The organism is Bacillus sp. D386, assembly GCF_006346415.1.
Map to the genome: position 1 here is coordinate 86,125 of NZ_VEMV01000001.1, position 24,278 is coordinate 110,402.

The 24,278-nt window shown below is 37.2% G+C and carries 23 protein-coding genes and 1 riboswitch; of the genes, 4 read left to right on the forward strand and 19 right to left on the reverse strand.

Annotation, left to right across the window (positions count from 1 at the left end; translation table 11 throughout):
- Positions 1-123 precede the first annotated feature (123 nt).
- Entirely contained in the window at positions 124-405 is a 282-nt protein-coding gene (locus FHY45_RS00415; RefSeq protein WP_139891126.1) for a putative periplasmic lipoprotein, read from the reverse strand.
- A gap of 374 nt (positions 406-779) precedes the next feature.
- Between FHY45_RS00415 and safA the strand changes: the two genes are divergently transcribed.
- Positions 780-1,382 carry a SafA/ExsA family spore coat assembly protein gene (safA, locus tag FHY45_RS00420; protein WP_139891127.1) on the forward strand — a complete coding sequence of 201 codons (603 nt, stop codon included), beginning with the start codon at positions 780-782 and terminating at the stop codon, positions 1,380-1,382.
- A gap of 539 nt (positions 1,383-1,921) precedes the next feature.
- On the opposite strand, the gene pulA is transcribed toward safA, so the two are convergent.
- From pulA to FHY45_RS00495, 15 genes are all read right to left on the reverse strand, one after another.
- A complete protein-coding gene (gene pulA, locus FHY45_RS00425; protein WP_373925460.1) occupies positions 1,922-4,423 on the reverse strand; it encodes a type I pullulanase in 2,502 nt (833 codons plus the stop codon).
- Positions 4,424-5,212: 789 nt separating this feature from the next.
- Positions 5,213-6,241 carry a PTS sugar transporter subunit IIC gene (locus tag FHY45_RS00430; RefSeq protein WP_373925450.1) on the reverse strand — a complete coding sequence of 343 codons (1,029 nt, stop codon included), beginning with the start codon at positions 6,239-6,241 and terminating at the stop codon, positions 5,213-5,215.
- A 520-nt stretch (positions 6,242-6,761) separates the two neighbouring features.
- Positions 6,762-7,187, reverse strand: coding sequence for a hypothetical protein (locus FHY45_RS00435; RefSeq protein WP_139891130.1), 426 nt, complete (start codon positions 7,185-7,187; stop codon positions 6,762-6,764).
- A 213-nt stretch (positions 7,188-7,400) separates the two neighbouring features.
- Entirely contained in the window at positions 7,401-8,117 is a 717-nt protein-coding gene (locus FHY45_RS00440; RefSeq protein WP_180349900.1) for a PepSY domain-containing protein, read from the reverse strand.
- 121 nt (positions 8,118-8,238) lie between these two features.
- Positions 8,239-8,811: a PepSY domain-containing protein gene (locus FHY45_RS00445; RefSeq protein WP_139891132.1), complete on the reverse strand. Its 573-nt coding sequence runs from the start codon at positions 8,809-8,811 to the stop codon at positions 8,239-8,241.
- On the reverse strand, positions 8,801-10,156 hold the full coding sequence (locus tag FHY45_RS00450) for a sensor histidine kinase (protein ID WP_139891133.1): 1,356 nt from the start codon (positions 10,154-10,156) through the stop codon (positions 8,801-8,803). Before FHY45_RS00450 ends, FHY45_RS00445 begins: the two co-directional genes overlap by 11 nt.
- A 3-nt stretch (positions 10,157-10,159) precedes the next feature.
- Positions 10,160-10,843, reverse strand: a complete 684-nt coding sequence (locus FHY45_RS00455) for a response regulator transcription factor (RefSeq protein WP_139891549.1) — start codon at positions 10,841-10,843, stop codon at positions 10,160-10,162.
- A 593-nt stretch (positions 10,844-11,436) separates the two neighbouring features.
- The gene (locus FHY45_RS00460; protein WP_180349902.1) at positions 11,437-12,009 is read right to left on the reverse strand and encodes an MBL fold metallo-hydrolase; all 573 of its coding nucleotides are present in this window, start codon (positions 12,007-12,009) and stop codon (positions 11,437-11,439) included.
- 157 nt (positions 12,010-12,166) lie between these two features.
- Positions 12,167-12,694 carry a hypothetical protein gene (locus FHY45_RS00465; RefSeq protein WP_139891135.1) on the reverse strand — a complete coding sequence of 176 codons (528 nt, stop codon included), beginning with the start codon at positions 12,692-12,694 and terminating at the stop codon, positions 12,167-12,169.
- Positions 12,695-12,823: 129 nt separating this feature from the next.
- A complete protein-coding gene (locus FHY45_RS00470) occupies positions 12,824-13,621 on the reverse strand; it encodes an ABC transporter ATP-binding protein (RefSeq protein WP_139891136.1) in 798 nt (265 codons plus the stop codon).
- 1 nt (position 13,622) lies between these two features.
- On the reverse strand, positions 13,623-14,654 hold the full coding sequence (locus FHY45_RS00475; protein WP_180349903.1) for a FecCD family ABC transporter permease: 1,032 nt from the start codon (positions 14,652-14,654) through the stop codon (positions 13,623-13,625).
- Position 14,655: 1 nt separating this feature from the next.
- Positions 14,656-15,627, reverse strand: a complete 972-nt coding sequence (locus FHY45_RS00480; RefSeq protein ID WP_139891138.1) for an ABC transporter substrate-binding protein — start codon at positions 15,625-15,627, stop codon at positions 14,656-14,658.
- A 191-nt stretch (positions 15,628-15,818) separates the two neighbouring features.
- Positions 15,819-15,998: riboswitch (cobalamin riboswitch) on the reverse strand.
- A gap of 144 nt (positions 15,999-16,142) precedes the next feature.
- Positions 16,143-17,639, reverse strand: coding sequence for an amidase (locus FHY45_RS00485; RefSeq protein ID WP_139891139.1), 1,497 nt, complete (start codon positions 17,637-17,639; stop codon positions 16,143-16,145).
- Between the two features lie 94 nt (positions 17,640-17,733).
- Positions 17,734-18,801, reverse strand: coding sequence for an undecaprenyldiphospho-muramoylpentapeptide beta-N-acetylglucosaminyltransferase (locus FHY45_RS00490; protein ID WP_066099816.1), 1,068 nt, complete (start codon positions 18,799-18,801; stop codon positions 17,734-17,736).
- A 130-nt stretch (positions 18,802-18,931) separates the two neighbouring features.
- Positions 18,932-19,474: a histidine phosphatase family protein gene (locus tag FHY45_RS00495; RefSeq protein ID WP_254654674.1), complete on the reverse strand. Its 543-nt coding sequence runs from the start codon at positions 19,472-19,474 to the stop codon at positions 18,932-18,934.
- A gap of 261 nt (positions 19,475-19,735) precedes the next feature.
- Between FHY45_RS00495 and FHY45_RS00500 the strand changes: the two genes are divergently transcribed.
- The 3 genes from FHY45_RS00500 to FHY45_RS00510 all read left to right on the forward strand — a co-directional run bounded on the left by FHY45_RS00500 (position 19,736) and on the right by FHY45_RS00510 (position 21,415).
- Positions 19,736-20,002, forward strand: a complete 267-nt coding sequence (locus FHY45_RS00500) for an acylphosphatase (RefSeq protein ID WP_066099827.1) — start codon at positions 19,736-19,738, stop codon at positions 20,000-20,002.
- A gap of 145 nt (positions 20,003-20,147) precedes the next feature.
- Complete coding sequence (locus tag FHY45_RS00505) at positions 20,148-20,924, forward strand: C40 family peptidase (RefSeq protein ID WP_066099829.1); 777 nt, start codon at positions 20,148-20,150, stop codon at positions 20,922-20,924.
- Between the two features lie 182 nt (positions 20,925-21,106).
- Positions 21,107-21,415 (forward strand): hypothetical protein, encoded by a 309-nt coding sequence (locus FHY45_RS00510; protein WP_066099832.1) that lies wholly within the window; start codon positions 21,107-21,109, stop codon positions 21,413-21,415.
- A 28-nt stretch (positions 21,416-21,443) separates the two neighbouring features.
- On the opposite strand, the gene FHY45_RS00515 is transcribed toward FHY45_RS00510, so the two are convergent.
- The 3 genes from FHY45_RS00515 to FHY45_RS00525 form a co-directional block, all read right to left on the reverse strand.
- Positions 21,444-21,644: a ChaB family protein gene (locus FHY45_RS00515; protein ID WP_066102205.1), complete on the reverse strand. Its 201-nt coding sequence runs from the start codon at positions 21,642-21,644 to the stop codon at positions 21,444-21,446.
- Between the two features lie 108 nt (positions 21,645-21,752).
- On the reverse strand, positions 21,753-22,472 hold the full coding sequence (locus FHY45_RS00520) for a YebC/PmpR family DNA-binding transcriptional regulator (RefSeq protein ID WP_066099835.1): 720 nt from the start codon (positions 22,470-22,472) through the stop codon (positions 21,753-21,755).
- Positions 22,473-23,141: 669 nt separating this feature from the next.
- Positions 23,142-24,266, reverse strand: a complete 1,125-nt coding sequence (locus tag FHY45_RS00525) for an acyltransferase (RefSeq protein ID WP_180349904.1) — start codon at positions 24,264-24,266, stop codon at positions 23,142-23,144.
- Between the last annotated feature and the right edge of the window lie 12 nt (positions 24,267-24,278).

A 24,278-nucleotide genomic window follows, 5' to 3' on the forward strand; every position in this document is an offset into this window, starting at 1 on the left:
CCACTTCCTCTCTGTATTAGCCCTATCAATAGTTTATTACCCTTTTTGTAAGAAGGTTAATACAGAACTAAAATAAAGTTTTACTCCCACCGAATGAAAGCGCTTTAAATTTAAATAAAAAAATTATTTATCATATTCATAGGCTTTGTAAATCTCAGTTGCTTCTTCCACAGATATCTGAAATGAATCACTTGCCATTTTCATAAGCCGATCATCATAGACTGCCGGATTATAATTAGGAGCTGTACTGAGATGAGCTTTTGCTTTCTTAATATATGTATGTACGGCTTTTTGTCCAACAGAACTCTCAATTTCCACTTTTTCGTTTACCTTTATTGAACTTTCGCTAGCACTGCACCCTGTAAATAATAATGTTACACCTAATGTGATTAACATCTTTTTCATTATATGGACCCCCCTTCCATTTGCCTATTTCTAGTATAAAAGACTTATAGAAGGAACGTATATACTGTTTTTGAATTTGTCATATTTCATTATTTTCTAAATCAATATTCAACACATCTCTTAACCCCTATCTTCGCAGCAAAAAAGCCCCAAGCTTGGATGTTTATACTCTTAACATTAATAATCGGTTATTAAAAAATCAGCTCTCCCTCTAATAGTTATATCGCCAATTCTATCATTTACCAAATTTGTATAAATCCCTTTCTAGAGGGGTTCAAATGGCAATATTAGTAGATTCCTGATATTGACAACCAATTCTCTTCCATTCTTTTATATAATCGAACCCGTAATAAAAAATTTTAAGGAGAGGAAAGATGAAGAAAAAAATCACATCAGTTATACTCACAACCACTTTACTGCTACCTACAGCCACCGCTTTTGCAGACTATCAATATACGGTTGTCTCCGGTGATACTTTATGGAAGATTGCTGTTAAAACAGAGACAGGAATCAGCGAAATTATTGCAGCCAATTCTCAAATTTCAAATATAAACTTGATTTATCCTGGTCAAAAGATCAATATTCCTACTCAAGACGATGTTAAATCCTATGAGCAAGAAGTTATCAGACTCGTCAATGTTGAAAGAGCAAAACAAGGTTTGCAGGAATTAAAATATGATTGGGAGCTTGCTAGAGTAGCTAGATACAAATCAGAAGATATGAGAGATAATAATTATTTTAGTCACACTAGTCCTGTATATGGTTCACCATTCGACATGATGAAAAACTTTGGTATCAGCTATAAATCTGCTGGTGAAAACATCGCAAAAGGTCAAACAACACCTGAACAAGTTGTAAAGGCGTGGATGAATAGCACAGGCCACAGAGCAAATATTTTAAGCTCGAAGTTTACTCATATTGGTGTAGGTTATGCGAAATCTGGTCACATTTGGACTCAGCAATTTATATCTAAGTAAAAAGAAAGCCTATTTTGGCTTTCTTTTTTCGTTTTCTAAACCTTCCTTTACTTGTCTTAGGGGATAAACTGGCGGGAGAGGTGGGTTTGATACCCGGGGCATAGGTGTTGCATAGGTGTTCGATAGCTGCTTTCCTTCACCTTTGACACACCTTTGCTCCGCCTTTGACCGGGGATACCCGGGGCATAGGTACTGTATAGGTGTTTGATAGCTGCTTTCCTTCACCTTTGACACACCTTTGCTCTGCCTTTGACCGTGGATACCCGGGGCATAGGTACTGTATAGGTGTTTGATAGCTGCTTTCCTTCACCTTTGACACACCTTTGCTCTGCCTTTGACCGTGGATACCCGGGGCATAGGTACTGTATAGGTGTTTGATAGCTGCTTTCCTTCACCTTTGATACACCTTTGCTCCGCCTTTGACCGGGGATACCCGGGGCATAGGTTGGTTATTGAAGCCTTAGCTAATTCGTTTTATAAAAAACAAACAGCCCTGTCATTATGATGACAGGGCTGTTTGGCCTTGGATAAACTATGCATCAGCGCTTCTTTTTATATTTTTTTCCCTTTTCTTGAAGCACAACAGTACTTAATGCAGGAATGGTCACCTTTTCCCCTTTCAGTTTATATATGGGTTTCGAGGAAGCCTCATTTGCATTTACGAGTACATTCCATACAGCGTTTCGTGGAAGTACAACTTCAACATCATTTGTGTTGGCATTATGTGCTACAAAATAGCTCCCATTTTGCTTTCCTCTTGATGGTTCAGTAATCGTATAGGCAATCGTATTTACCGGTGCATTTAAAAAGCGAATACTATCCTTTATTGCGCTGGCCTCCGTCATTCTGAATACTGGATGGTTTTTACGAAGTTCTATCAAACCCGACATATATTTCACTTCATTCACAAATTCTGCATTCCGTTTCCAATCTAATTGATTAATTTCATCTGGGGATTTATAGCTATTATGATCTCCATACTTAGTTCGCATAAATTCCTGTCCGGCGTGAATAAATGGGATCCCCTGTGAAGTTAAAATGATAGACGAGGCCAGTTTATGTCTTTGTTTTTTCTCTTCATAACTTGCATTTGGATTCGTCAATTCCAACTTGTCCCAAAGGGTGTGATTATCATGTGCTTCTACATAAGTGATGACCTGTTCCGGATCACGGTATGTCGCCTGGTTATTATCATAATCAAGACCGGCCATAATGCCTTTTTTGATCCGATCTTCCATATTCAATTTTCCATTTACGAATCCATTATCCTGCTCTTCAAATACGCTGCCCTTCAGTCCATCTCGAATGTCATCATTGAAATGAGCAATGCCAGGCATTTTTTCAGCATTTTTCTGATTTGCCTTTATGTCAGCCGCAAGCGGAGTATTTAAATCCCAACCTTCCCCATGGATAATAAATGATGGGTCAATACGCTTCAAAGCCTTCCTTACATCATTCATTGTCTCAACATCATGGATTCCCATTAAATCAAATCGAAATCCGTCCAGTTTATATTCCTTCGCCCAATAGCTTGAGGAGTCGACGATGAATTTACGCATCATTCTTCGCTCGGAGGCAGTATCATTGCCGACACCGGTACCATTTGCCAATGTACCATCCTCATTGTAGCGGTAGTAATAGCCAGGAACCAACTTTTGAAAGTTTGACTCTGCAGCATCATACATATGGTTGTAGACAACATCCATTACTACACGTAGGTCCTCCTTATGGAGCGTTTGGATCATTTGCTTCAGTTCTTTTATTCTCACTTTAGGTTCATAGGGATTGGTAGAATATGACCCTTCAGGTACATTGTAGTTTTGTGGGTCATACCCCCAGTTATACTGTGGCTCGTCAAGCTTTGTTTCATCTACTGTTTTATAATCATAGATTGGCAAAAATTGAACATGAGTTACTCCCAATGATTGTATATGATCAAGACCGGTTGGAAGCCCATTTGGTCCCTTTGTACCTTTCTCCGTAACGCCTAAATATTTCCCCTTTTGCTTAATTCCGCTTTCTGACTGGATGGACAAGTCGCGTACATGCAATTCATAAATAATTGAACTCTCTGGATTCGCTAACTTTGGTTTCTTATGTTTATTCCAGCCATTCGGATTTGTTTTCGATAAATCTATCACGGCTCCTTTTTGACCATTGACTGACGCTGCCCTTACATATGGATCAACAGCCTCTGTCCATTTCCCACCTATATTCACTTTATATGTGTAAAAGAGACCATCCTGATTTCCTTTTAATTTAGCCGTCCATGTCCCCTTTTTATCCGACTTCATCGTAATTTCCTTGCCCTTAGGATCATTCCAATTTTCATAAAGAACGAGCTTTGCCTCTTGAGCTGTTGGAGCCCACAAACGGAAGTTGGTCGAAAAACGTGAGTAGGTGTTCCCAAGATCATTGCCACCATAATAATACTGGCGATCAAACTCCTCTGTCCGCACCACTTCTCCTATCTCAACAGCCCGCTCTCCATAGCCCTCAATTCTCACGGCATAGCTTCCACGCACATCAAGCTTCTTGTTTGTTTTTATCGTAAACTTATTTGTTACTGAGCTATTCCCTTCCTCAGGGATAATTGCTTGAATGGGTGCATTTTCAAGCTCAATCACTGTTCTGTTTATATCAAGTGGATTATTTGTCGTGACAGTGATTTCTGTAAAGCTGTCCATCGCTGCCTTTTTGATGCTCGGCTCACTGTTTGGTTCTGAATAGTACACTTCATCATCTCCTGAAATAATCCACACCTCCGCCTTTCCATCCTTTATTCCTTCAATCCAACGGTCGCCTCCATCTTTTTCCCATGAATCAGTACGAATAATAAAGCCAACCCGCTCATGAAGTCCCTCCAGTGTAAATCTCGCAACCTTTCCAAATGCATCTTCTTCCTCAAACTGTTCGACATGACCTTCTCCATTTTCAGGCCATACCCATAGATTCCAATCCTTTGCATCATCATTTCCCTGATAATGGATGACAATCTCCGTTTTTCCATCTTCTGCTTTTGCACTTAGCTGAGGGAGCATTGTCAATAACAAGCAAAATGTGCCTAGCAACGCGATAATTCTATTCTTTCTCACAGACATCTTCCTCCTCCTTCATTCTTCTCTTAGTAGGCAAACGATTGCATAAATTCATATATGTAATCGTTTTCATAATTACACCCTTCCATTCTAGTAAACTAACTTTCTGAAGAACAGTTTACGTTTTCCTATTTTTAGAAGAATATGATTAAGAAATATGGACTTTATGCCTATACCTTTATATAAATTAAACGAAAGAGGATCATCAGAGTTGAATCATTCTTCCTTACCAAACAAATCCAGCAACTCTTGAATACGTCCCCTTTCGTAGAAAAAACATTCAAATATAATTAACTATATGTGTCTGCTACTATATTGCTGAATTCTCTTTCACAATGGAGGTGATTTCCATCCAAACAATAATCTGATTATTGATTACGAAGTCATAATACCCCCAAAAGAATAATCGCGATATATTGTAGGCATATTCTTAAACTCATGGCCCGCCTGAAACATTCTTTGGACTTAAGTAAACTGAAGTACTTTATATTTTAAATCAACAAGCAACTAAGCTGTCATTCTGCACACGAAAAAAGATGATTCCTGCATCATACAGAAATCATCTACTCACTTCGCATTTTTTATATGTTCATTACAAATGAAGATATAATAACTTTCTCTATGGATTGTTTAGGTTCATTTTTAGCATATTTTTCAAAATAGATTCTCTTCTTCGTTGGATTTACACAAACCCTATCTGAGTCAATATTTCAAAAGAGACAAAGCAGACAACTATTGAACTTCAAGATGAAGATCACCTGCTTTAACCTTTCCAGCCATTTTTAGAAGACGGTGAATCGAAAGAGCAATCATAACAGGAAGCACCATCCCTATTCCTACATAAATGAGGAATATGCCTATCCCTTGATTAGCTAAGATGTTTATCGGTGCAATCAACGAGCTTAGCCCCATACCCCCTAATTCATACGGTACTTTAAAATCAAAGACCATCGTAGCTATTGGCGCAGCAATTGCGGCAGCTGTAAACGCAGGTATAATATAGATTGGGTTTTTTATCAAATTAGGAAACTGTACCTTTGGTGTCACGATTGATTGGGCAAGGAAGCCACCTAAATCATTATCTTTATAGCTCATTGCTGTAAAGGCTACAAATTGTACTGTACAGCCAATCAAAGCTGCTGCACTTGATACTGGATCCAACTGCAGAGCAATCGCAAGCGCAGCTGATGAAGCTGGAGTCATTAATAAAAGACTAAATACCAAGGATAGGACAATCGATCCAATTAAAGGAGAGCCTTCTACAGAGGCTGTTATTTGTGCACTTATCCATGTTAGTAAAGGTGTTGTCACCGCCGCTAATCCAACTCCTGAAACCCCGCCAATAAAAATAGCTGTAATTGGAATTGCCATAATGTCCAATTTCGTTTTACCAACCATCCTCTTGCCTATATATGTAGCGATGAGTGCAGCCAATACAGCCGATATGGGTTGTCCAGTAACGATCGTAAAAGCACCTTCTGCTGTTTTTTGAATAGCTGCTCCACCAACTGACGCACATGCCATTGCACTAAATTGTACTAATGAGTTACCTCCAAGCTGATAGGCAATCCCTGCACCAAGAGCAGGCGCGAGCAAAACCTTTGCCGCTCCTCCAATAGTAAGGAACATTTGCCAATCAAAATAACCCCCAATTGATTCAAATAATAGACCGATTCCCAATGTTACTAAAACGGCATTTGCGATTCCCGTTGACGCCTTATACATTCGATTAACTATATATTCTTTTCTCTTCATCCCCATCGCCCCTTAGTAGTTAATTAAATATTCTGAAAAATAAAGGTATTATGTTTTCTTTTCTATGCATCCTTCCTTTATTGGAGATATTAGTATTTAGATATATTAACACACCTAAAATAAAAATAGCAAAATATTTTGAAAATTTAATATAAATTAATAATTTGAACTTCAAAATAATTCCATAACGTTTTTATCAACTGAATTTCCATATTCATATTATATTTTTAACTTACAGTAATAGTTGGTTTCTGGCATTTTCCTTTTTTCACTCTCCACTTTCCACAGCCAATAATTCTATTTTTAAATATAATCTAATTACACATTTTGATTTACGAATACTTATTAATTATTTTAGTCGTAAAGTAACATAAAAACGGGCAAATACACAAAACTTGTTCTACCTCATAACCAGTGCGAAGTATATGAATGATTTTGAGTATCTCTGTTTATAATAGCTGCTGCGTATAATCTTTTTGGTCCAAAAAAAGGATTTCCGCACTTTTACGGAAATCCTCGCTCTTCTTTATAATGATAATGTTAACTTGATTGTCCCATCATTCATCTCATACGATTTAATTTTTCCAACAGGTATCTTTTTGACGATATCCCAGGAATTAAAATCCATTTTAACCGTCTGATTTGTAGAATCTGAAAATGGCGGACTGTTAAAAATTTTAATTTCATCTTTATTCATATCAGTAGGCTTCAAACTCTCAATTTCAAAAATAATCATTCTTTTTTCCATATGAATAGGTTTCAGACTTATCATATATGAAACATTTTTATCTGTTGTACCGCGAATGTTCAGGTGGCCTGTTGTAATTTCTACTTTTATTTCTTTTTGACCAGACTGTCTTTTTATGAGCTGTTCTAACATTACTGGCTTAATAGGGACGGTGACTCCATTTTTACTTATTTCGTTAAATTTCTGTTTAAATTTATCCAGCACGGTGGCAACACTCCTATTGTATTTAGTTACCGGTTTAATTAACTCCAATTTTTCTTCTACTTGTTTCTTTAAATATAATTTGATCGTAACATGGGTAGAATGAAATTCCCTACTAATGTGTCCTCTTTCCACTCATAAAAAAGCACGATTCCTTCTTTAATTATGAAAGAATCGTGCTTTTCTTTTTATCGAATCATAAAGGATTTTTCCTGATTAGTCCTCCATATCTTGATTGACTTCAATGATTTTTCCTGTATATGCATCTACTTCAACATCATATTCTACGTTTCCGTCTTTGAATTCCAGTTCATAAGTCTTAGTTTGATCATCATTATCGTTGTCTAATTCAACTTTTGTTACTGTTCCTTTAGCGACAGTTGAAGCAATTTTAATGGCCTCTGCTTTTGTGATGATTGCTTTTTGGGTCTTAGCTGCATTCGGTTTAGCTGTTCGAGTATTAGCTGCATTTGTTTGGTTTGATGTTACAGCTTCGTTCTGCTTAGTTGAGCTTGGTTTTGCAGCAGCTGGTTGAGATGAAAATGCCTTTACATCATCATCGTCGTCTTGCTCTTTAGATACTGACTGATTGTTTTGTACTGGTTTCGTGCTGGCTGAATTTTCTTTTTCAGCTAGTTCGCTCTCCGTAATGGTTGCCTTACCAGTCTTTGCATCAACATCAATATTTACTTCTTTATTATTGCTTTGGATTTCAAACTCGTAATGCGGGTGCTGATAATCTTGATCAAAATCAACCTCCGTAATCGTTCCGTTGAATTTTTTTAATGCAATTTCCTTAGCTTCTTTTTCTGTGATTAGTTTTGTACTTTCTGTAGTCTGTGTCGCAGCGGATCCGTTTGTCGTAGAATGTGCGATGAAAAATCCTCCTATTACAGCTGCTGAAATTGTTAACATTATCCCTAATTTTTTCATGATGAACTCTCCTTTATTCTTTAACTTACTTGTATTGTATAGTGGCAACATTAAACGTAAATTAGAGAAAAATTAGAGTTTCATGAGAAAGAAATGAAAACATTAGAAAATGATGAGAATACTAATCATCATACGTGATTGTTAAAATTTCACCAGTTAGTGCATGTATTTGAAGGGTTGCCTCGTCCTCAGCGGTTTCAATGTCCACATTATAATAGCCACCCTCATTCGTACCTACAAACTCAATCTCGTCCACTTCACCATTAAATTTCGAACGAGCAATTTCAATCACCTGTTGTTCGGTTAACGGCTTTACCGCTTCAGGTTCTTCAATTGTTGGTTTTTCCTCTGTCTTTTCCTCTTCTGCTGGTGCCACTTCCTCTGGAATTTCTTCCTTAGGTGGTTCTTCTTTTATCATACCTTCTTTAATCAGCGAAATATTACTGAACGTCCCTTCCGTTTCATCAACTGACACTTCATATAGGAAGTCATTTTTTGAAAAAGTTACTTCATATTGATCTTTTATTTTCGTAACGGACTGGACTTGGCCGTTAAATAGAGACTCTACCCGATTTTTTATCTCCGCTTCTCCAAAAATTGTCTTCGTCAAAATCTGGTTATAGGCATAAAGCGATAAGCTAATGATCCCTATCAAAAGGAGAACTGGCAATATCCAAGTACAGTTAATTTTCATATGCGGGCTCCTCCTTAGGCAGTGTTACGGTAAAAGCTGTTCCCATGCCAACCTCACTTGTTACGGTAATCGTTCCCTGAAGTAATTCAACAAGATCCTTTGCAATCGCAAGACCAAGACCTGTTCCCCCTGTTTGGCGATTACGGTCCTTTGCCACTCGATAAAAACGGTCAAAGAGATGAGGGATATCTTCCTCAGTGATCCCTACGCCATAATCCTGGATTGTAATGGTCACGTTTTGGCCATTTTTTATGAATACATCAATCTTGTCCTCACTATATTTGCGGGCATTATCAAGTAAGATAAAGATAATCTGTTTCAGCTTTGATACATCCGTCGCTAACGTAAAATCTTCTGCATGTAGATTAATGTCCCTTTTATAAGCTTGTCGAAAGCTGATCACGGTATCTGAGAAAAGCTCCCTCGACGAAATGGTCTCCCACTTGATCTGTAATGTTTCATTCGCTTTAGCCAGCTCAAGCATTTGTTCCATCATCGCTTTCATTTGGGCTGTTTGATTCGTGATTGCCTCTAATGCCTCGTGATTGATGTCTTCATTTTCAAAACCTCTTCTCTGGAGAAGCTTTGCATATGATTCAATTATCGTGAGCGGTGTTTTCAGTTCATGTGAAGCATTTCCGACAAATTGCTGCTGCTTTGCATAGCTGTCCTCTAACTTATCCATGAGTGAATTATACGTATAAGTCATCTCAGCAATTTCATCTTTTTTATTTGCGGGTGTTTCTAGTTTCTCATACCTCGACTGTGAAATGTTTCGACGCATCGTGCTAGTCAGCCTTTGAATTGGGATAGCAATCAAGCGAACAAGCAGCTGGCTTGCTAAGTGAATCGGGATGATCGCCAGCAAGGTGATTAAGATCAAGATCCATTTTAAGATAGCCATATTTTCAGACACTTCACCCAAAGGCTGGACAAAATGCACGTTGACAAGTGAATAATCCGGCCAGACCATCGGATAGCGGATGGCCATTATCAGTACACCTTCCCACTCAGAGATGGTGTATCTGTCATTTTCATTTATCTCATAATTCATTTTATCTGTTGTAGAAGTAGCCTGCAGGCGTAAAAAGGCATGATCATTCGAATCGGTTATATGGATCATCCCATTCTGCGGAATATAGGAACGTAATAAAGTATCAATATTATCTGCACTGTCTAATTCACTGATTGCAGCCAGCATTTCATCTCCATATCCTTTTAGCCGCTCGTACTCTGTATCATAGGCTAAATACTTATAGAAATAATAAATGCCGATAAAGCTCAGACAAAAAAAGAAAAGAGTAAGGACAGTTGATAACAAATTAATCTTTGTTTGTAATTTCACATCCTATTCCTCCTTCATAACATAGCCAACGCTCCGTACCGTTTGAATCACCTGATTCCCAAGCTTTTGACGAAGGTAGCGGACATAGACATCCACGACATTTGTATCTCCATAATAATCAAACCCCCATACAGCATCTAAAATTTGCTCTCTCGTTTGGACAATGCGTGCATTCCGAATAAAATGGACAAGTAAATCAAATTCACGCGGGGTCAGTTCAATCACCTTTCCATCTTTCAGCACATCATGGCTATCTAAATTCACTTGAATTGGGCCAAAACTGAATTGATTTAATGGAGGGGTAACAGTTGGAAGGGAAGCTGGACTAAATCGTAAATTCACCCGTATCCTGGCCAGCAGCTCCTCAAATTCAAATGGTTTTGTCACATAATCATTGGCTCCCAAATTTAATCCAGCAACCTTGTCTTTCACTTCATTTTTAGCTGTTAATAAAATAATAGGTGTGCATGATCCTGAGTTCCTTATCTGTTGCAATACTTCCATGCCGTTTAGCTCTGGCAGCATAAGATCAAGCAAAACAAGATCATAACTCCCTTCCTTGAATTTATCCAATCCTTCCCGGCCGGTATGGGCAATATCCGATTCGAACTTTTCAAACTGCAATTCTAGTTGCAGAAGTCTGGCCAGCTGTGGTTCATCTTCTATAATTAAGATTCGTTGCTTCATCATTCAATCACGTCCTGTAGTTAAGTATTTCGCTAAATCTATCGTATTATCAGATATATGTACTCATCAACTAGAAAAAAATTCATCCCTGAAAGTTACTCTCCTATAGATACATTCTCGTGATTGTTGGAGGAAAATTAAAATGATGTACACAAAGAGCTAAAGTTCAATCCGTTTAGAGCATTAAAAAGACCGTCATTCAACGGCCCCATGGTTAAAATAGTTCCCTCAAAATGATGGCTCTGCTTAGTTTATTTATTTCCACTAATGATATAAAAGAAATTGAAAATGCCGAAGAAGAATAAATCAATTTATCCAACGCTAACTTGAATAGCGTATATTTGTTTTTAAAAGAAGGAGTTATTTGAAAGCAATATGCTGGTAATGGGGAATCTGAATTCCAAAAATAAGAACAATGCTGTAGAGAAAGAAGTCAAATGTTATTCAATTGATAAAAATACTTTTGATATAGAGAAAGATGAACTTATAAGATGAACTTATATTGTAAAGTAACTGCTTTTCAAATAATTTTATAAAAGTTGAATTAACAGGGAACTCCTTAACACTAGAGTTCCCTTGTTTTGAGTTGAAAATCAACATGATTTATAAAAATAAAACATGCCATCTCTATCTTCTTTTCGAACAAAACCAATTGATTGCAGGTATTCCAAATTAGTAATGGTCTGCATAAATCCTGATAGAGTACGTGCGCAACTCGGATCCCGTCCATATATTTGCTTGGATATATCGAAGGCGCTTTTCCCTTCATAATCAACTTTTTCATAAATCTGCATCCATCTTTTCCGGTAGTGGTTCTTTAAATCCCGGATTCTTCCTGAGGGATTTTCGATCATTTCCTTATGACCGGTCAGCATATAACGTACTGAACATTGTTCAATTTTCCAGATGGCTTGCATATAATCCCTCAATGGATTTTCACCTGCCTGCTGGATAAGAACAATCGGATTGATGACGTTTAGTAAGTGGTCCCCGACAAAAAGAATACCCTGATCCTCATCAAGAAAACAAAAATGGTCCGGAGAGTGCCCAGGTGTCCAGATTGCCTTATAAGGCACATCTCCTATATTTATATAGTCGTCTTCCGAAAAAATCCGGTCTGGCTCGAATTGGTACTTTTCATATAAATAATACCCTGCATCCTGCACAATTTCGGGTCCTCCATACACCTTGAATAAAGCCGGGACCGGGCTAGCAGTTCATTTTGCACTCCGTTTTTGTTTTCTAGGCTATACCTGTTTCCCATCCACTAATCATGAACTCTGTTGCTTCATTTTATCCATAACAAAAGAAGGATGATCATTTTTAATTCTTTTTTACGGCATATGATTTACTGACAAAAGGAATTTCCTGTATCCCATTCACCTGATTGACGTAAACAGCCATTACAAAACAAACATTAGCGAGCAATCCTAGGAAATCAAATAAGATGTCTGGCACTTCTCGCTCTTCACTAACTTTATGCAGGGCACGATAGGATTTCTTGGCCTCATTGCGTACGACATGAAGTGCGCATGCGGCGTTGCTTCCTTGCGGTAAGACGAATTGTTTTACATTTTCCCCTGTTTTCTCAACATAAAAATCATATCTATCACTCAACCACTGTAAATCTGCTTCAGTTATCGCCAATTTTCCGCGCACAGAACCGTTCACATGATAGCATAGCGCTTGAACCATACGAAGGTCATCAATGACTGCTTGCTCCTTCTCAGTCAATAATGGGAATACAGCCCCAATCCTTGTTGTTAAACTATCAGTGCGAATTTCATAATCAACTAAACAAGTTTTTTCTTTCATGAATGGATAACTGGAGTAGCGCCAGTCTTTTTTCAAGGTTCATTCCTCCTTATTTAAAACATGGAATTTCGTATGAAATGGTGACCCTCCGCGATGCCGTTTACTTTATTCACATAGAAGGCCATCGCTCATGTATGTATAGAAATATAACGAAATCCTTACTCCTCATGCCTCCCCTTTTATATCTATGGCATAAGGAATCATCTGCCTTTTCCCAAAATAGGAATCATTATAGGTATACGTGTGGGTTTGAAAAACACGCATTAAATTATGATCTGTAATGACTTGTTCCGGTTCCCCTGCTGCAATGAGTTCTCCATTTCCCATAAGCATGAGTCGATCACAATAGCGAGTGGCTAAATTAATATCATGGATTGCCGCGAAGACAGCCTTTCCCTCTTTTACAAGCTCCCGGATGACCTCGGCAATTTGGACCTGATGATAAATATCCAGATCTGAAGTTGGCTCATCCAACAAAATAACCTCAGAATTCTGAGTGATGGCTTTAGCTAAGAAAACAAGCTGACGTTCTCCTCCTGAAAGGGATGTGATATAACGGTCTCTTAAATGATAAATTCCTGTTTGTTTCATCGCTTTCTCTGCCAATTGATTATCATCTTTTTGTGAGAATTGCCATTTCTTCCGATGCGGATGCCTTCCCATAAGTACTACCTGACTCACTGTAAATTCATAGTCAAGGACCGTGCTTTGTGGCATGTAGGTGATTGCTTTGGCCACTTCAAGAGTAGTCATCTCAGAGAGAGCATGATTCTTAAAGGCTATTGACCCTGCAGGTGGCTTTAGCAATCCTGCCATTAAGCGCAGTAAAGTAGATTTTCCGGTACCGTTCGGACCAATCAAGCAGGTAAATTGGTTAGTTTCCAAAGAGATATCCATTGCTTTTAAAATCACCTGTTTGCCACGGCTAAAGCTGAGTTTCTCCGCATTCAAAATAGCTGTCATCTCAGATTTCCCCCTTCTTTTTATTTATTAAAATTAAATAAAGGAAAAACGGAGCGCCAAAAAAAGCTGTAATAATACCGATTTGAATCTCAGCAGGCCTAATGGCCAAACGGGATATTAAGTCAGCAAGAATCAAGAAACTCGCTCCCCCTAAGACACTAGCCAGTAGTAAATTTCGATGCGAGGGCCCAATGATCATACGGATCATATGAGGGACAATCAGACCAACAAAACCGATGGCTCCCGTTAATGAGACACTCATTCCAGTTACTAATGAAGCAGTAATTAACAATAGATTACGGGTGCGCTGAACGGAAATCCCCATATTCTGGGCCTGCTCTTCACCCAGCAGAAAGATATCTAAGTCGTTGGCATGGTACAAAAAGACACAAATCGAAAATAAAACAGGAACAGTTAATATTTGTACATGACTCCAATCACGCCCGTTTAAGTTCCCCATCATCCATTGGACAATCTGCTGCATCACTCCTGCATTCGAAAAAGAGATTAGCAGAGAGGTACAGGCTGATAAAAAAGAACTAATCGCAATACCCGTCAGCAGCAATGTCAGTACTGAGGTCCTTCCTTGATTGGTCGCAATCATATAAATTGCAAACAAAGTCAATGCAGCCAGGATAAAGCCCATTAATGGGACGAAAAGAGAATGGATCGCGGCCAAACCAAAATAGATGGCCAGTACACCTCCGAATGCTCCACCTGATGAAACACCAATTATGCCGGGGTCAGCCATCGGGTTGCGAAACACACTTTGCATCACGACTCCCGATATTGCCAAGGCTGCCCCGACTAATCCAGCCACAACAACCCGCCCCAGGCGAATCTGCACAAGGATTGTTTCATACATTGGGTTATAGTCAAACTCTATAAATGGAAGCAGTGAGAGTAATACTTTCACAGTTTCCGTAAATGGAACGATGACCCCGCCATACATGGTTGCTAAAAGTAACGATACGAGCAAGGAACAAATCAGGATTCCAAAAATAAGAACCTGTTTAGACTGTTTACAAACCATATTATTCTCCATATAAAACTTGATAAATATCTTCTGCTCCCTCAATCACAAAATGGGAAGCCGTTGTTAAATTTGCGCTATCTATCACATGCACTTCATTATTCTTAAAGGCTTTAAGATTTTTAAGTGCCGGATCCTTTTTCCATTCCTCGACGAATGTTGCTTTTGAGCCATCATACTGCCAATCACTTGTAATAATCACATCTGGATTTAACTCAACTAATTTTTCCTTTGAAAGATTCGGATAATCAGGATACTCTTCACCGGTAATGCCCGCTTCTGTAATGGCATTTATCCCGCCTGCTAAGGTGATGATTTCTCCTATTGTAGTATTCTCAGTAACTGAAGAATTTTGCTGTGTCCAGTAAACCACTCGTTTTTTATCTGTTTGTGCTTTTGCTTTCGTTTGTAAATCTGACATCCTCTTTTTGACATCAGCTATGATTTCTTCTGCTTTATCTTCCTCGCCAACAATGGTACCAACCTCCATTAGACCATCCAATACACCTGATATAGAGGAATCATCTTTAAGTTGGTAGGTGGTGATGTCTGCTGCATCAATTTGTTTAAGAACCTCAGGATCTACATAGGAAGGAATCAGCACTAAATCAGGCTGAAGTGACAGCACCAATTCAGATGTGACTGATTCAATTTTTGTATCAATTCCATCTGTTAGATCTGCTACATTCGAAATCCCTGAGTCTGTAGACATTTTCGTAACCGCTGCAATCCGTTCCTCTTCTGCCAATGGCAATAAATATTCATCAATGGCCAACGTTGTTGAAACAATCCTTGAAGGTTTTTCTTTTATTGTTACCTTTTCTCCACGACCATCTGTCAGTGTTTTCGGATACTCGCTAGTTTCCTGGTTTGTTTCATTTTTCTGGTTGTTTACTGTCTCATCATTTCCGCATGCAAACAATGCAAAAACGGATAAGAACACCAAAAGTGATAAGCTTGCAATCTTTTTCATCTCACTATTCTCCCTTTTCCAAAATTTATTATATTTAGCGAATTCACGCTGAAATATTAAACATAAAAAAGCCTGTCTTCCCGGTTAAGGAAAACAGGCTTGATTCATGCACAGACAAAAAAACGCTGTCAAAATCAGCGCAAAGACACAATCATCTCTACGTTCGCCATCCCTTTTCCCACCGAAAAGTAAGCAATACACATTCATAAGCAGGTTTCCTGACTCTGAGCTTCACTTTACTCTCACACCTTCCCTCATTTAAAGGTGGTCACGTGATTTCATCAGCTCTTACAGTAGCGGGGGCTGTTCCAGATTTACACTGGATTCCCTTTTACCTCACAATAGTGAGCACTTATGATTGTTTTAAATTTTCGTATTATTAATATATCATGTTGAAAATGTAAACGGAAGATATTTTCGATATATAGGAATTCTCATAAATATAAACAAGTGAAATGACTGTTTTAATTGACCAACTGAATTACACGCATCTTCTAGTCGATCTATCACTTTTATCACCATCCAATATATGGATTCCCTTTCTGTCCAACCCATATATCGGATTGCTCTAACAACGCTCCTATTTTAAGAAGCCAATCTTCCCTTCCCTTTGGAGCCATCAATTGCACTCCAAGGGGTAAGCCAGAATCTGTCATATGAACAGGCAAGCTAATCGCAGGCTGTCCGATGATGTTCGCCAACTGTGTAAAAGGCGTATACGTTAAACTTGGTTTAAACATTTCATAGACCATTGCTAACTGATCAGAGGGTTTTAGTTCATTTACTTTCAATAACTGCAAGCTCTGTTCATCCGTATGCGTCAATTCGCCCACCTTTGGAGCTGAGAAAGCTGTTGCCGGCGTCAAATACAAATCATAATCCTCATTGAACCTGGCCATTTGTGCAGCTGCCGTATCCCATTCAGCTAAACTGCGTGTAAATTGAACAGCTGATACATTCTGCCCGGCAGTTCTGAGTACCCATGTGACTATCTCTATATCATTAACGGTAATCGGCCGTCCAATGGCTTCCTCAATGGACAGTATATCTGCTGCCATTTCTCCGCTATTCATAATATAGTAATTTTCCATAAGGCGGATTCCATCTACCCCATTATCACATTCTTCAACGGTGAACCCTGCCTGTTCCAGCCATTTGACTGTCTTATGTACCGCTTCTACAGCTTCTTCACTAACGGGTGTTCCCACCGGAGACTTTGTGGAAAAAGCAATTTTAAACCTTTCTTTCAATGGATTCGAAAGCTCCTTCAAATAGCTCCCATTATATAAAGGTACCTGAAAGGCAGTATCCGGCTGAATGATTTGCAAGGCATCCAGCATAGCTGCACTATCACGAACCGTTTTGGTTAAGGCAAAATCTACCGCAGCTCCATGCCATTGGCGGCCCACACCTGGACCAACGGGTGTCCTTCCCCTTGTTGGCTTCAAGCCTACTAATCCAGTGAATGATGCCGGTATACGAATAGAGCCGCCGCCATCACTGGCACCGCTAATTGGGACCATACCTGAAGTTATACTGGCTGATGCTCCGCCGCTTGATCCACCCGATGAATGCTGCAGGTTCCATGGATTACGTGTCGCTCCATATACAGCTGGCTCAGTAATATTTTTCAGACCAAACTCCGGAGAACTCGTCTGTCCAATAATGACAAATCCTGCCTCACGAATTTTTTTCACAAAATTAGAATCCCGTTTAGCAATCCGATTTACATGTAATTTTGAACCCGCTGTAATCGGTTCGCCTTTAATAGATTGTGATAAGTCTTTTAATAAGATAGGTACTCCTGCAAAAGGTCCGTATATAGATTCAAACTTTCCAGTTTCCATCATTGCCTTTTCGAATCTAGTTCGAACAACTGCATTTGTTTTAGGATTTAGTTCATTTATTTGTTCAAATGCGTCCTCTATTAATTCTATTGCGGATACTTGTTTTTCCTTTACAAGCTTCGCTAACCCAAGTCCATCATATTGGGTATAACATTTAAGATTCATTGCTCCGACACTCCTACTTTTTGGCTACAAATCCTGTTTAGTGTTCTGTTTTAATGCTTTTTTCGTATATAGAATAATACTTATCATTTCAACATTAAATTTTATAGGTATCAATCAATTCATACAAGCGTTCCAGTCCATCTTCTTCCTCAAAATTGTTCATTTTATCGATAATCATCTGTTTGTTTTTAAATATAGTTTCTACCTTATCAGCTAACGTGTTTAACGAAAGCTCATCCTCTTCAATAACATAGGCAAAACCCTGCTTTTTAAATGATTCAGCATTCATGATTTGATCGCCTCTGCTGGCTTTCCTTGATAACGGGATTAAGACCATTGGAATTTTTAAACTTAAAAATTCAAAAATAGAATTTGAACCGGCCCTTGAAACAGCCACAGCTGTCATAGCCAATATATCTGCCAAGCCTTGGTTAATATATTCAAACTGAGCATATCCATCACGATGTAGGGTGGAATCTACCTTTCCTTTTCCGCATAAATGAATGACATTAAAGGTTTTGAGCAATCGATCCAAGTCCTTACGCACAGCCTTATTCACTGCTTCAGAACCCTGACTGCCTCCCATGATCAATAATCCAGGTTTCCTTGTATTAAATTGGCATATTTTCATTCCAATCGATGGGTCACCCTGACGCAGTTCATCTCTTACGATGGGCCCTAAGAAAAAAGACTTTTCTGCAGGAATATGATTTTTAGCCTCCGGAAAGGTATAACAAATTTTTTGAACAAAAGGCAATGATAGCTTATTGGCCAACCCTGGTGTAATGTCTGACTCATGCGAAATGATCGGTACTTTTCTACTCGCCGCAGCAAGAATGACAGGAACGGAAACAAAGCCACCTTTTGAAAAGATTATGGACGGCTGTAACCGCTTAATAATCTTTCTTGATTGCATAAAGCCTTTCAAAATATTAAAAGGGTCTTTTACATTTTTTATATCCATATATCTGCGAAGTTTACCTGTGGATATTGGAAAATAAGTGACACGATCAAACTCCTTTATCAAAGAGACTTCAATTCCCTCTTTAGATCCTATATAGTAAATCTCCCAATCCCTTTCAATCAAATAGGGAATGAGCGCCAAATTGACAGCAACATGCCCAGTTGATCCCCCACCTGTTAAAATGATTCTTTTTTTCATTTTATAAACCTCCGACAAATTTAAACGAGTCATGGAAAGTAACCATTAATATGTATGCTAAGACATGAAATCTAAATTTTATTCTCTCCTATTCACCTTGCTAATCAAAAACGGAGATGTCATCAGTGACTTACTTCCACACCCTTGTGATATTGCTTTGATCCTCATCTATCTTTAAACAATACACATCCGGATTAGTCAGACCCAACCAAGTTTCGTAACCAAAGGATTCATCCAGATGATTTAGGATTAAAGTCAGTAAGTTACCATGTGTTACGATTAATATATTGAGATTCTCGCTATCCAATGCCTCCTTTATTACAGTAAAACCTCTTTTAGCAGCCTCATTGCTGGATTCTCCTCCGGCTAATTTAACATCACGTTCCAAAAACGATTGGTATAATCTATTTTTCCAATCAGGTAAATCATGTCCAGATAAGATCCGTTCCTTTAAACGATCATCATATTCGAGCTGTATATTCTTTTCTTCAGCAATTGCTTCAGAAGACTCAATTGCCCTTTTATATGGACTGCAGACTATACGCTCTATTGAAATAGAGTTAAAAAAATCAGCTAGTTCCCTCGCCTGTATTTTCCCTTTTTCTGTTAAATCACATTCAGAACCCTGTCCGGTAGCCTCACAATGTCGAACTAAATATATGTATTTCAACACGACACTCTCCTACTCCCTATAAATTTTATTTACTATATTCTACCATATAAGGAATTCCATTAGAGCTTTGGTTAGTACGTCATCCTATTGTTGATAGTTAAATAAAAAATAAGTACCATTAAAATATAGAAATATGAATTCTTAAAACAAGTAGTGCTGAAGCACCTAGTCTTGTACACTCATGTAAATTCTAAATATTTGAGATGCTTGGGATTAAAGATATTGGGATTCTATCTATATATCAGAATAGGAGGATAAATAATGAAGCAATATCACATAATTGTCTCTGGGATTGTTCAAGGTGTAGGATTTCGCTATTTTACTCTGCTTACAGCAAAAGATTATGATATACATGGGTGGGTGCGTAATTTAGTAAATGGTGATGTAGAAATTGTTGCACAAGGAACAGAAGAAGCATTGGATCATTTTCTTGGCAAAATTAGAATAGGCCCAAAATATAGTCGAATAAACCATGTAGAGGTTAACACTCAGGTCGCTACTGAATATAAAAATTTTACAATTAAGTAAACTTATCCAAAACACAGAAAACTCACTTTTATTACAATAAACTTTCTGTTTTGTTACATTTAGGAAACATACCTAGTAATTTTTTGTCGAATCTACTACACTAGGCTAGTACTTTAAAATTTTACTAAGTTTAGTGGGGGTCAACATGAAGAATAAAGTTTTATCTATTACTGCTACCGCTGTCCTGGCGTCTTCTATTTTTGCTGGTGCTGCTTCTGCTGCTACCGTCACAGTTTCTAAAGGTGATTCTTTATGGAAATTAGCAGTTAAATATAATACTACTGTGTCTGCAATCAAAAAGGAAAACAACCTAACGTCTGATACTATTTACATAGGTCAAACACTTAATATTGGTGAAAATACGACTGCAAGCACTTCTACAAAGAAATATACAGTAAAATCCGGTGATTCTTTATGGAAAATTGCAAATACCTATAATACAACTGTTGCAAACTTAAAATCTTGGAATAATTTAAAAAGCGACACCATTTATGTTGGACAAGTATTGGTTGTAAGCAAATCAACTACTTCAACTGGTACCACTTCAGGCAGTACGGTTACAAAATCAGAAGCTGAGCGCATGGTTGCTACGGCAAAAAGTTTAATTGGCACTCCTTATAAATGGGGTGGAACAACACCATCAGGATTCGATTGCAGCGGGTTCATTTACTATATCGTTAAACAAGAACGCCCAAGCTTTACACGTACTAACACAGCAACTTACTTCTCTACTATGAAGAAAGTAAACACACCTTCTGTAGGTGACTTTGTATTCTTTGAAACATATACTTCCGGTGCTTCTCATATGGGAATCTATGTTGGAAACAATAAATTCATCCACGCTGGCTCCAGCGGTGTTGTACAGGCTGATATGACATCATCCTATTGGAAACCAAAATACTTAGGTGCAAGAAGCCTATAAGCATATCTTTATCAATCAAAATCGGTAAGCTACTATTGCTTGCCGATTTTTTATTTTTTCTTCTGAATTATGATTTCATTATTTGAGGATTTATCTAAATTTATACAATTAGGAATTAGCCGTATAGCTGAATATCATTCGGACATCATATTCTTAAATCGGTTATGTAAGGAGATTGTCAGATGGCTAAAGTATTTGGAAATGACCCATTACATATACTATTTGCATCCATTCAAGGAGAAACTGAACGAGATTACTGGGAGCAACTAAATGATGGCTTATCCTATCATAAAGGAATATCATGCTTGGAAGATGGCAGCTATCTGATTATTGAACAAAGGCAATGGATTGAACAAGAAAGCATTGGCTACCCCATTTCAAAGGAAGATGCCCTAAAAGAAATTCTCTTATCAGATAATCTTCATTTATTAAATCACCCTAAATTTTATGATTTAAAAATTCTTTATGAAAAAACAAGGAATACTCCATAATCGAAAGGAGTATTCCTCTTAAATTAGCCTATTCTTTTTCTACCCATTCGCCATCATCGTTTTTCTTGTATTTATTTTTCACCGCACTCCAGGCTACTTTAAAAGCTGTTTCTTCTTCATCATATTCTTCTCTTGCCGAATTAAAGGCTTCTTTAAATATTTCCTGAGCATGATGCGGTAACGAGTCCTTTACGGAATCTGGGAGTTCACTAACAGATTTGTAGGGCATATGATAAACCTCCAGTAATAAATGTTTTAACATTTTATTACCTTGTATCCCCCTTCTTTAAACAAAAAGTCTCTCCAAAGGAATACCCCGGAGAGACATTAAATAAAATTATTCACCAAGATCAACATTATGATAAACTTGCTGAACATCCTCTAAATCTTCAATTGCATCAATCATTTTTTCAAATTGCGCCTGTGCATCTGGATCCAATGTTACATCATTTTGAGCAAGCATGGTAAGCTCTGCCACAGTGAATTCTGTAATTCCAACATTTTTCAATGCTTCTTGAACAGCATGGAATTGATGCGGTTCTGCATAGATGATAACCGCCTCATCTTCTTCCAGGATATCACGAACATCTATATCTGCTTCCATTAGCAATTCAAGCACTTCATCAGATGTTTTCCCTTCAATACCAAAAACTGCTGTAGCATCAAACATATAGGCAACAGATCCGCTGACACCCATATTCCCGCCATTCTTACCAAACGCTGCACGGACTTCTGAAGCTGTACGATTAACATTATTCGTTAATGCATCCACAATCACCATGGAACCATTTGGCCCAAAACCTTCATAACGAAGCTCATCATAGTTTTCTTCTGCTCCGCCTTTAGCTTTCTCAATCGCACGATCAATAATTGCTTTTGGTACACTGTATGTTTTTGCACGTTCAAGTACCATTTTTAATGCTTGGTTAGATTCGGGGCTTGGTTCACCCTGTTTTGCAGCTACGTATATTTCACGTCCAAATTTGGCATAAATACGACTGGTATTAGCATCCTTAGAAGCCTTTTTCTCTTTAATGTTATTCCATTTACGTCCCATTATGAACACTCTCTTTCCACTATATATCTACTTAAAAATAGTAATACGAATAAGCTTTTACTTCAATACTTTTTGTTACAATCCCTTGGTTTCTCCAAGATTCTATGTATAAATGAAGCAACTTTACTATTATACCTCATATATTATACATTTAATGGTTAAGATAATGAAGGAATAGAGATTTTAAATTTAATATCAGGGAGCGATTCACTCAGTAAAGAAACCCTTTAATTAATCTTATTAATGCTACTCAATTTCTAACACAAAGGTATAAGATATCGTTCCATCATTCCATTCAGCTAATACTTCATCCACGACAATTACTGAGCTGCTATCGAACCAATCAATGGCTCATCTAACTCAGCAGTAATTTCAATTTAATATTCTGATTTTTTGACATGGGCTCAAGAAAATCAGCAATAATCTTATCATCTCCGCTGTATATCAAGTTAAATCCCCATACAATAATTTGAGGTATCCATATTTTAAATAACATCTTACTTAATAATAAAATAAGCGTTACATCTGTTACACTCAGTATTTACAAGAGATTCAAGTGTTTCACTGTTTCATTTTTTATACATCCTTGTTTTTAAGTTTAAAATACATGTTATATTAAAGAATTAAAGTCTGGTGCATTCAAAAAATAAGAGGAGCTAAATAAGCTCCTCAAAAATTTATTACTCCAGATATTTTACTACCAATTTTTGCAATAACGTTATAGATAACATTAATAATATAAGATAAAATAAGAGAGCAACAAAATACAACTGGTACTATAATGAAATAATATGGAGTTTTGTCACCTACATTTTCGATATTAGCATTAAGAATCGCATAAAAATGTTTGTCAAAAATCCATGAGACTATATAAATTCCAAAAGACAAATCAGCTATTACTTTAAAAATTTTTCTTACAACTAAATTAACTGATTTAGTATTTATTCTGATAAAAAATATAAACACCAAAACAGAGTTAATAACGTTCCCTACGCTTCCCCATGAACTCCATATACCCCATATAAAATTGGAATCATATGATCTCCAATATGAAAACAGACCAAATACTATCATACAAATAATTATTGCAAAGAAATTCTTTCTGAGTGATAACTTTATTGAGTCTTTATATTCTCTAATATAAGCACCAATAAAGTAATAAACTAATGGGTAAAGGCCAGACCACCAAAACGGTAATATTTTTTGATAATCATTAGAAATACTAGGCTTATCAATCCAATTCATTGTAAAAAAATCATATATATTTGTCATTGTTGGTATAGTAACCAATATCAATAATGTAATAATTAAGTATAATTTATGTTTTTTTTCTGAAAGATTATTATATATCAAATTTAAGAAAGGTATTAGCATAAAAAGTCCTATATACATTTCTACATACCAAGAATATTGCTTAAAAGACAAAATGTTAAAAATACCTTGATTTATACTAATTTCACTTTTCAAAAAAATACCTTGATATATTAATATACATATTGTAGCTAGTACATAAATAGAAAGTGTTTTTATAATACCAAAATAATAACTTTTAGATAATTTCTTATAACACATTAGATAGCCTGTTAAAATTATAAATAATGGCACACATATCATAAAAGAGCTTCTCATTATTGTAGCAATTAACATATCTCTTCCCTGAATATTTTCTGAATAAAAACCATTATTCAAGAAAAAATGAACTGAGAGTACAGCAAAAACAGCAATAGTTCTAATAATGTCAACATTTAGATTTCTATTGTATAATTTTTGCTTTTCATTATCTAATTTAATCAAAAACTTCCACAT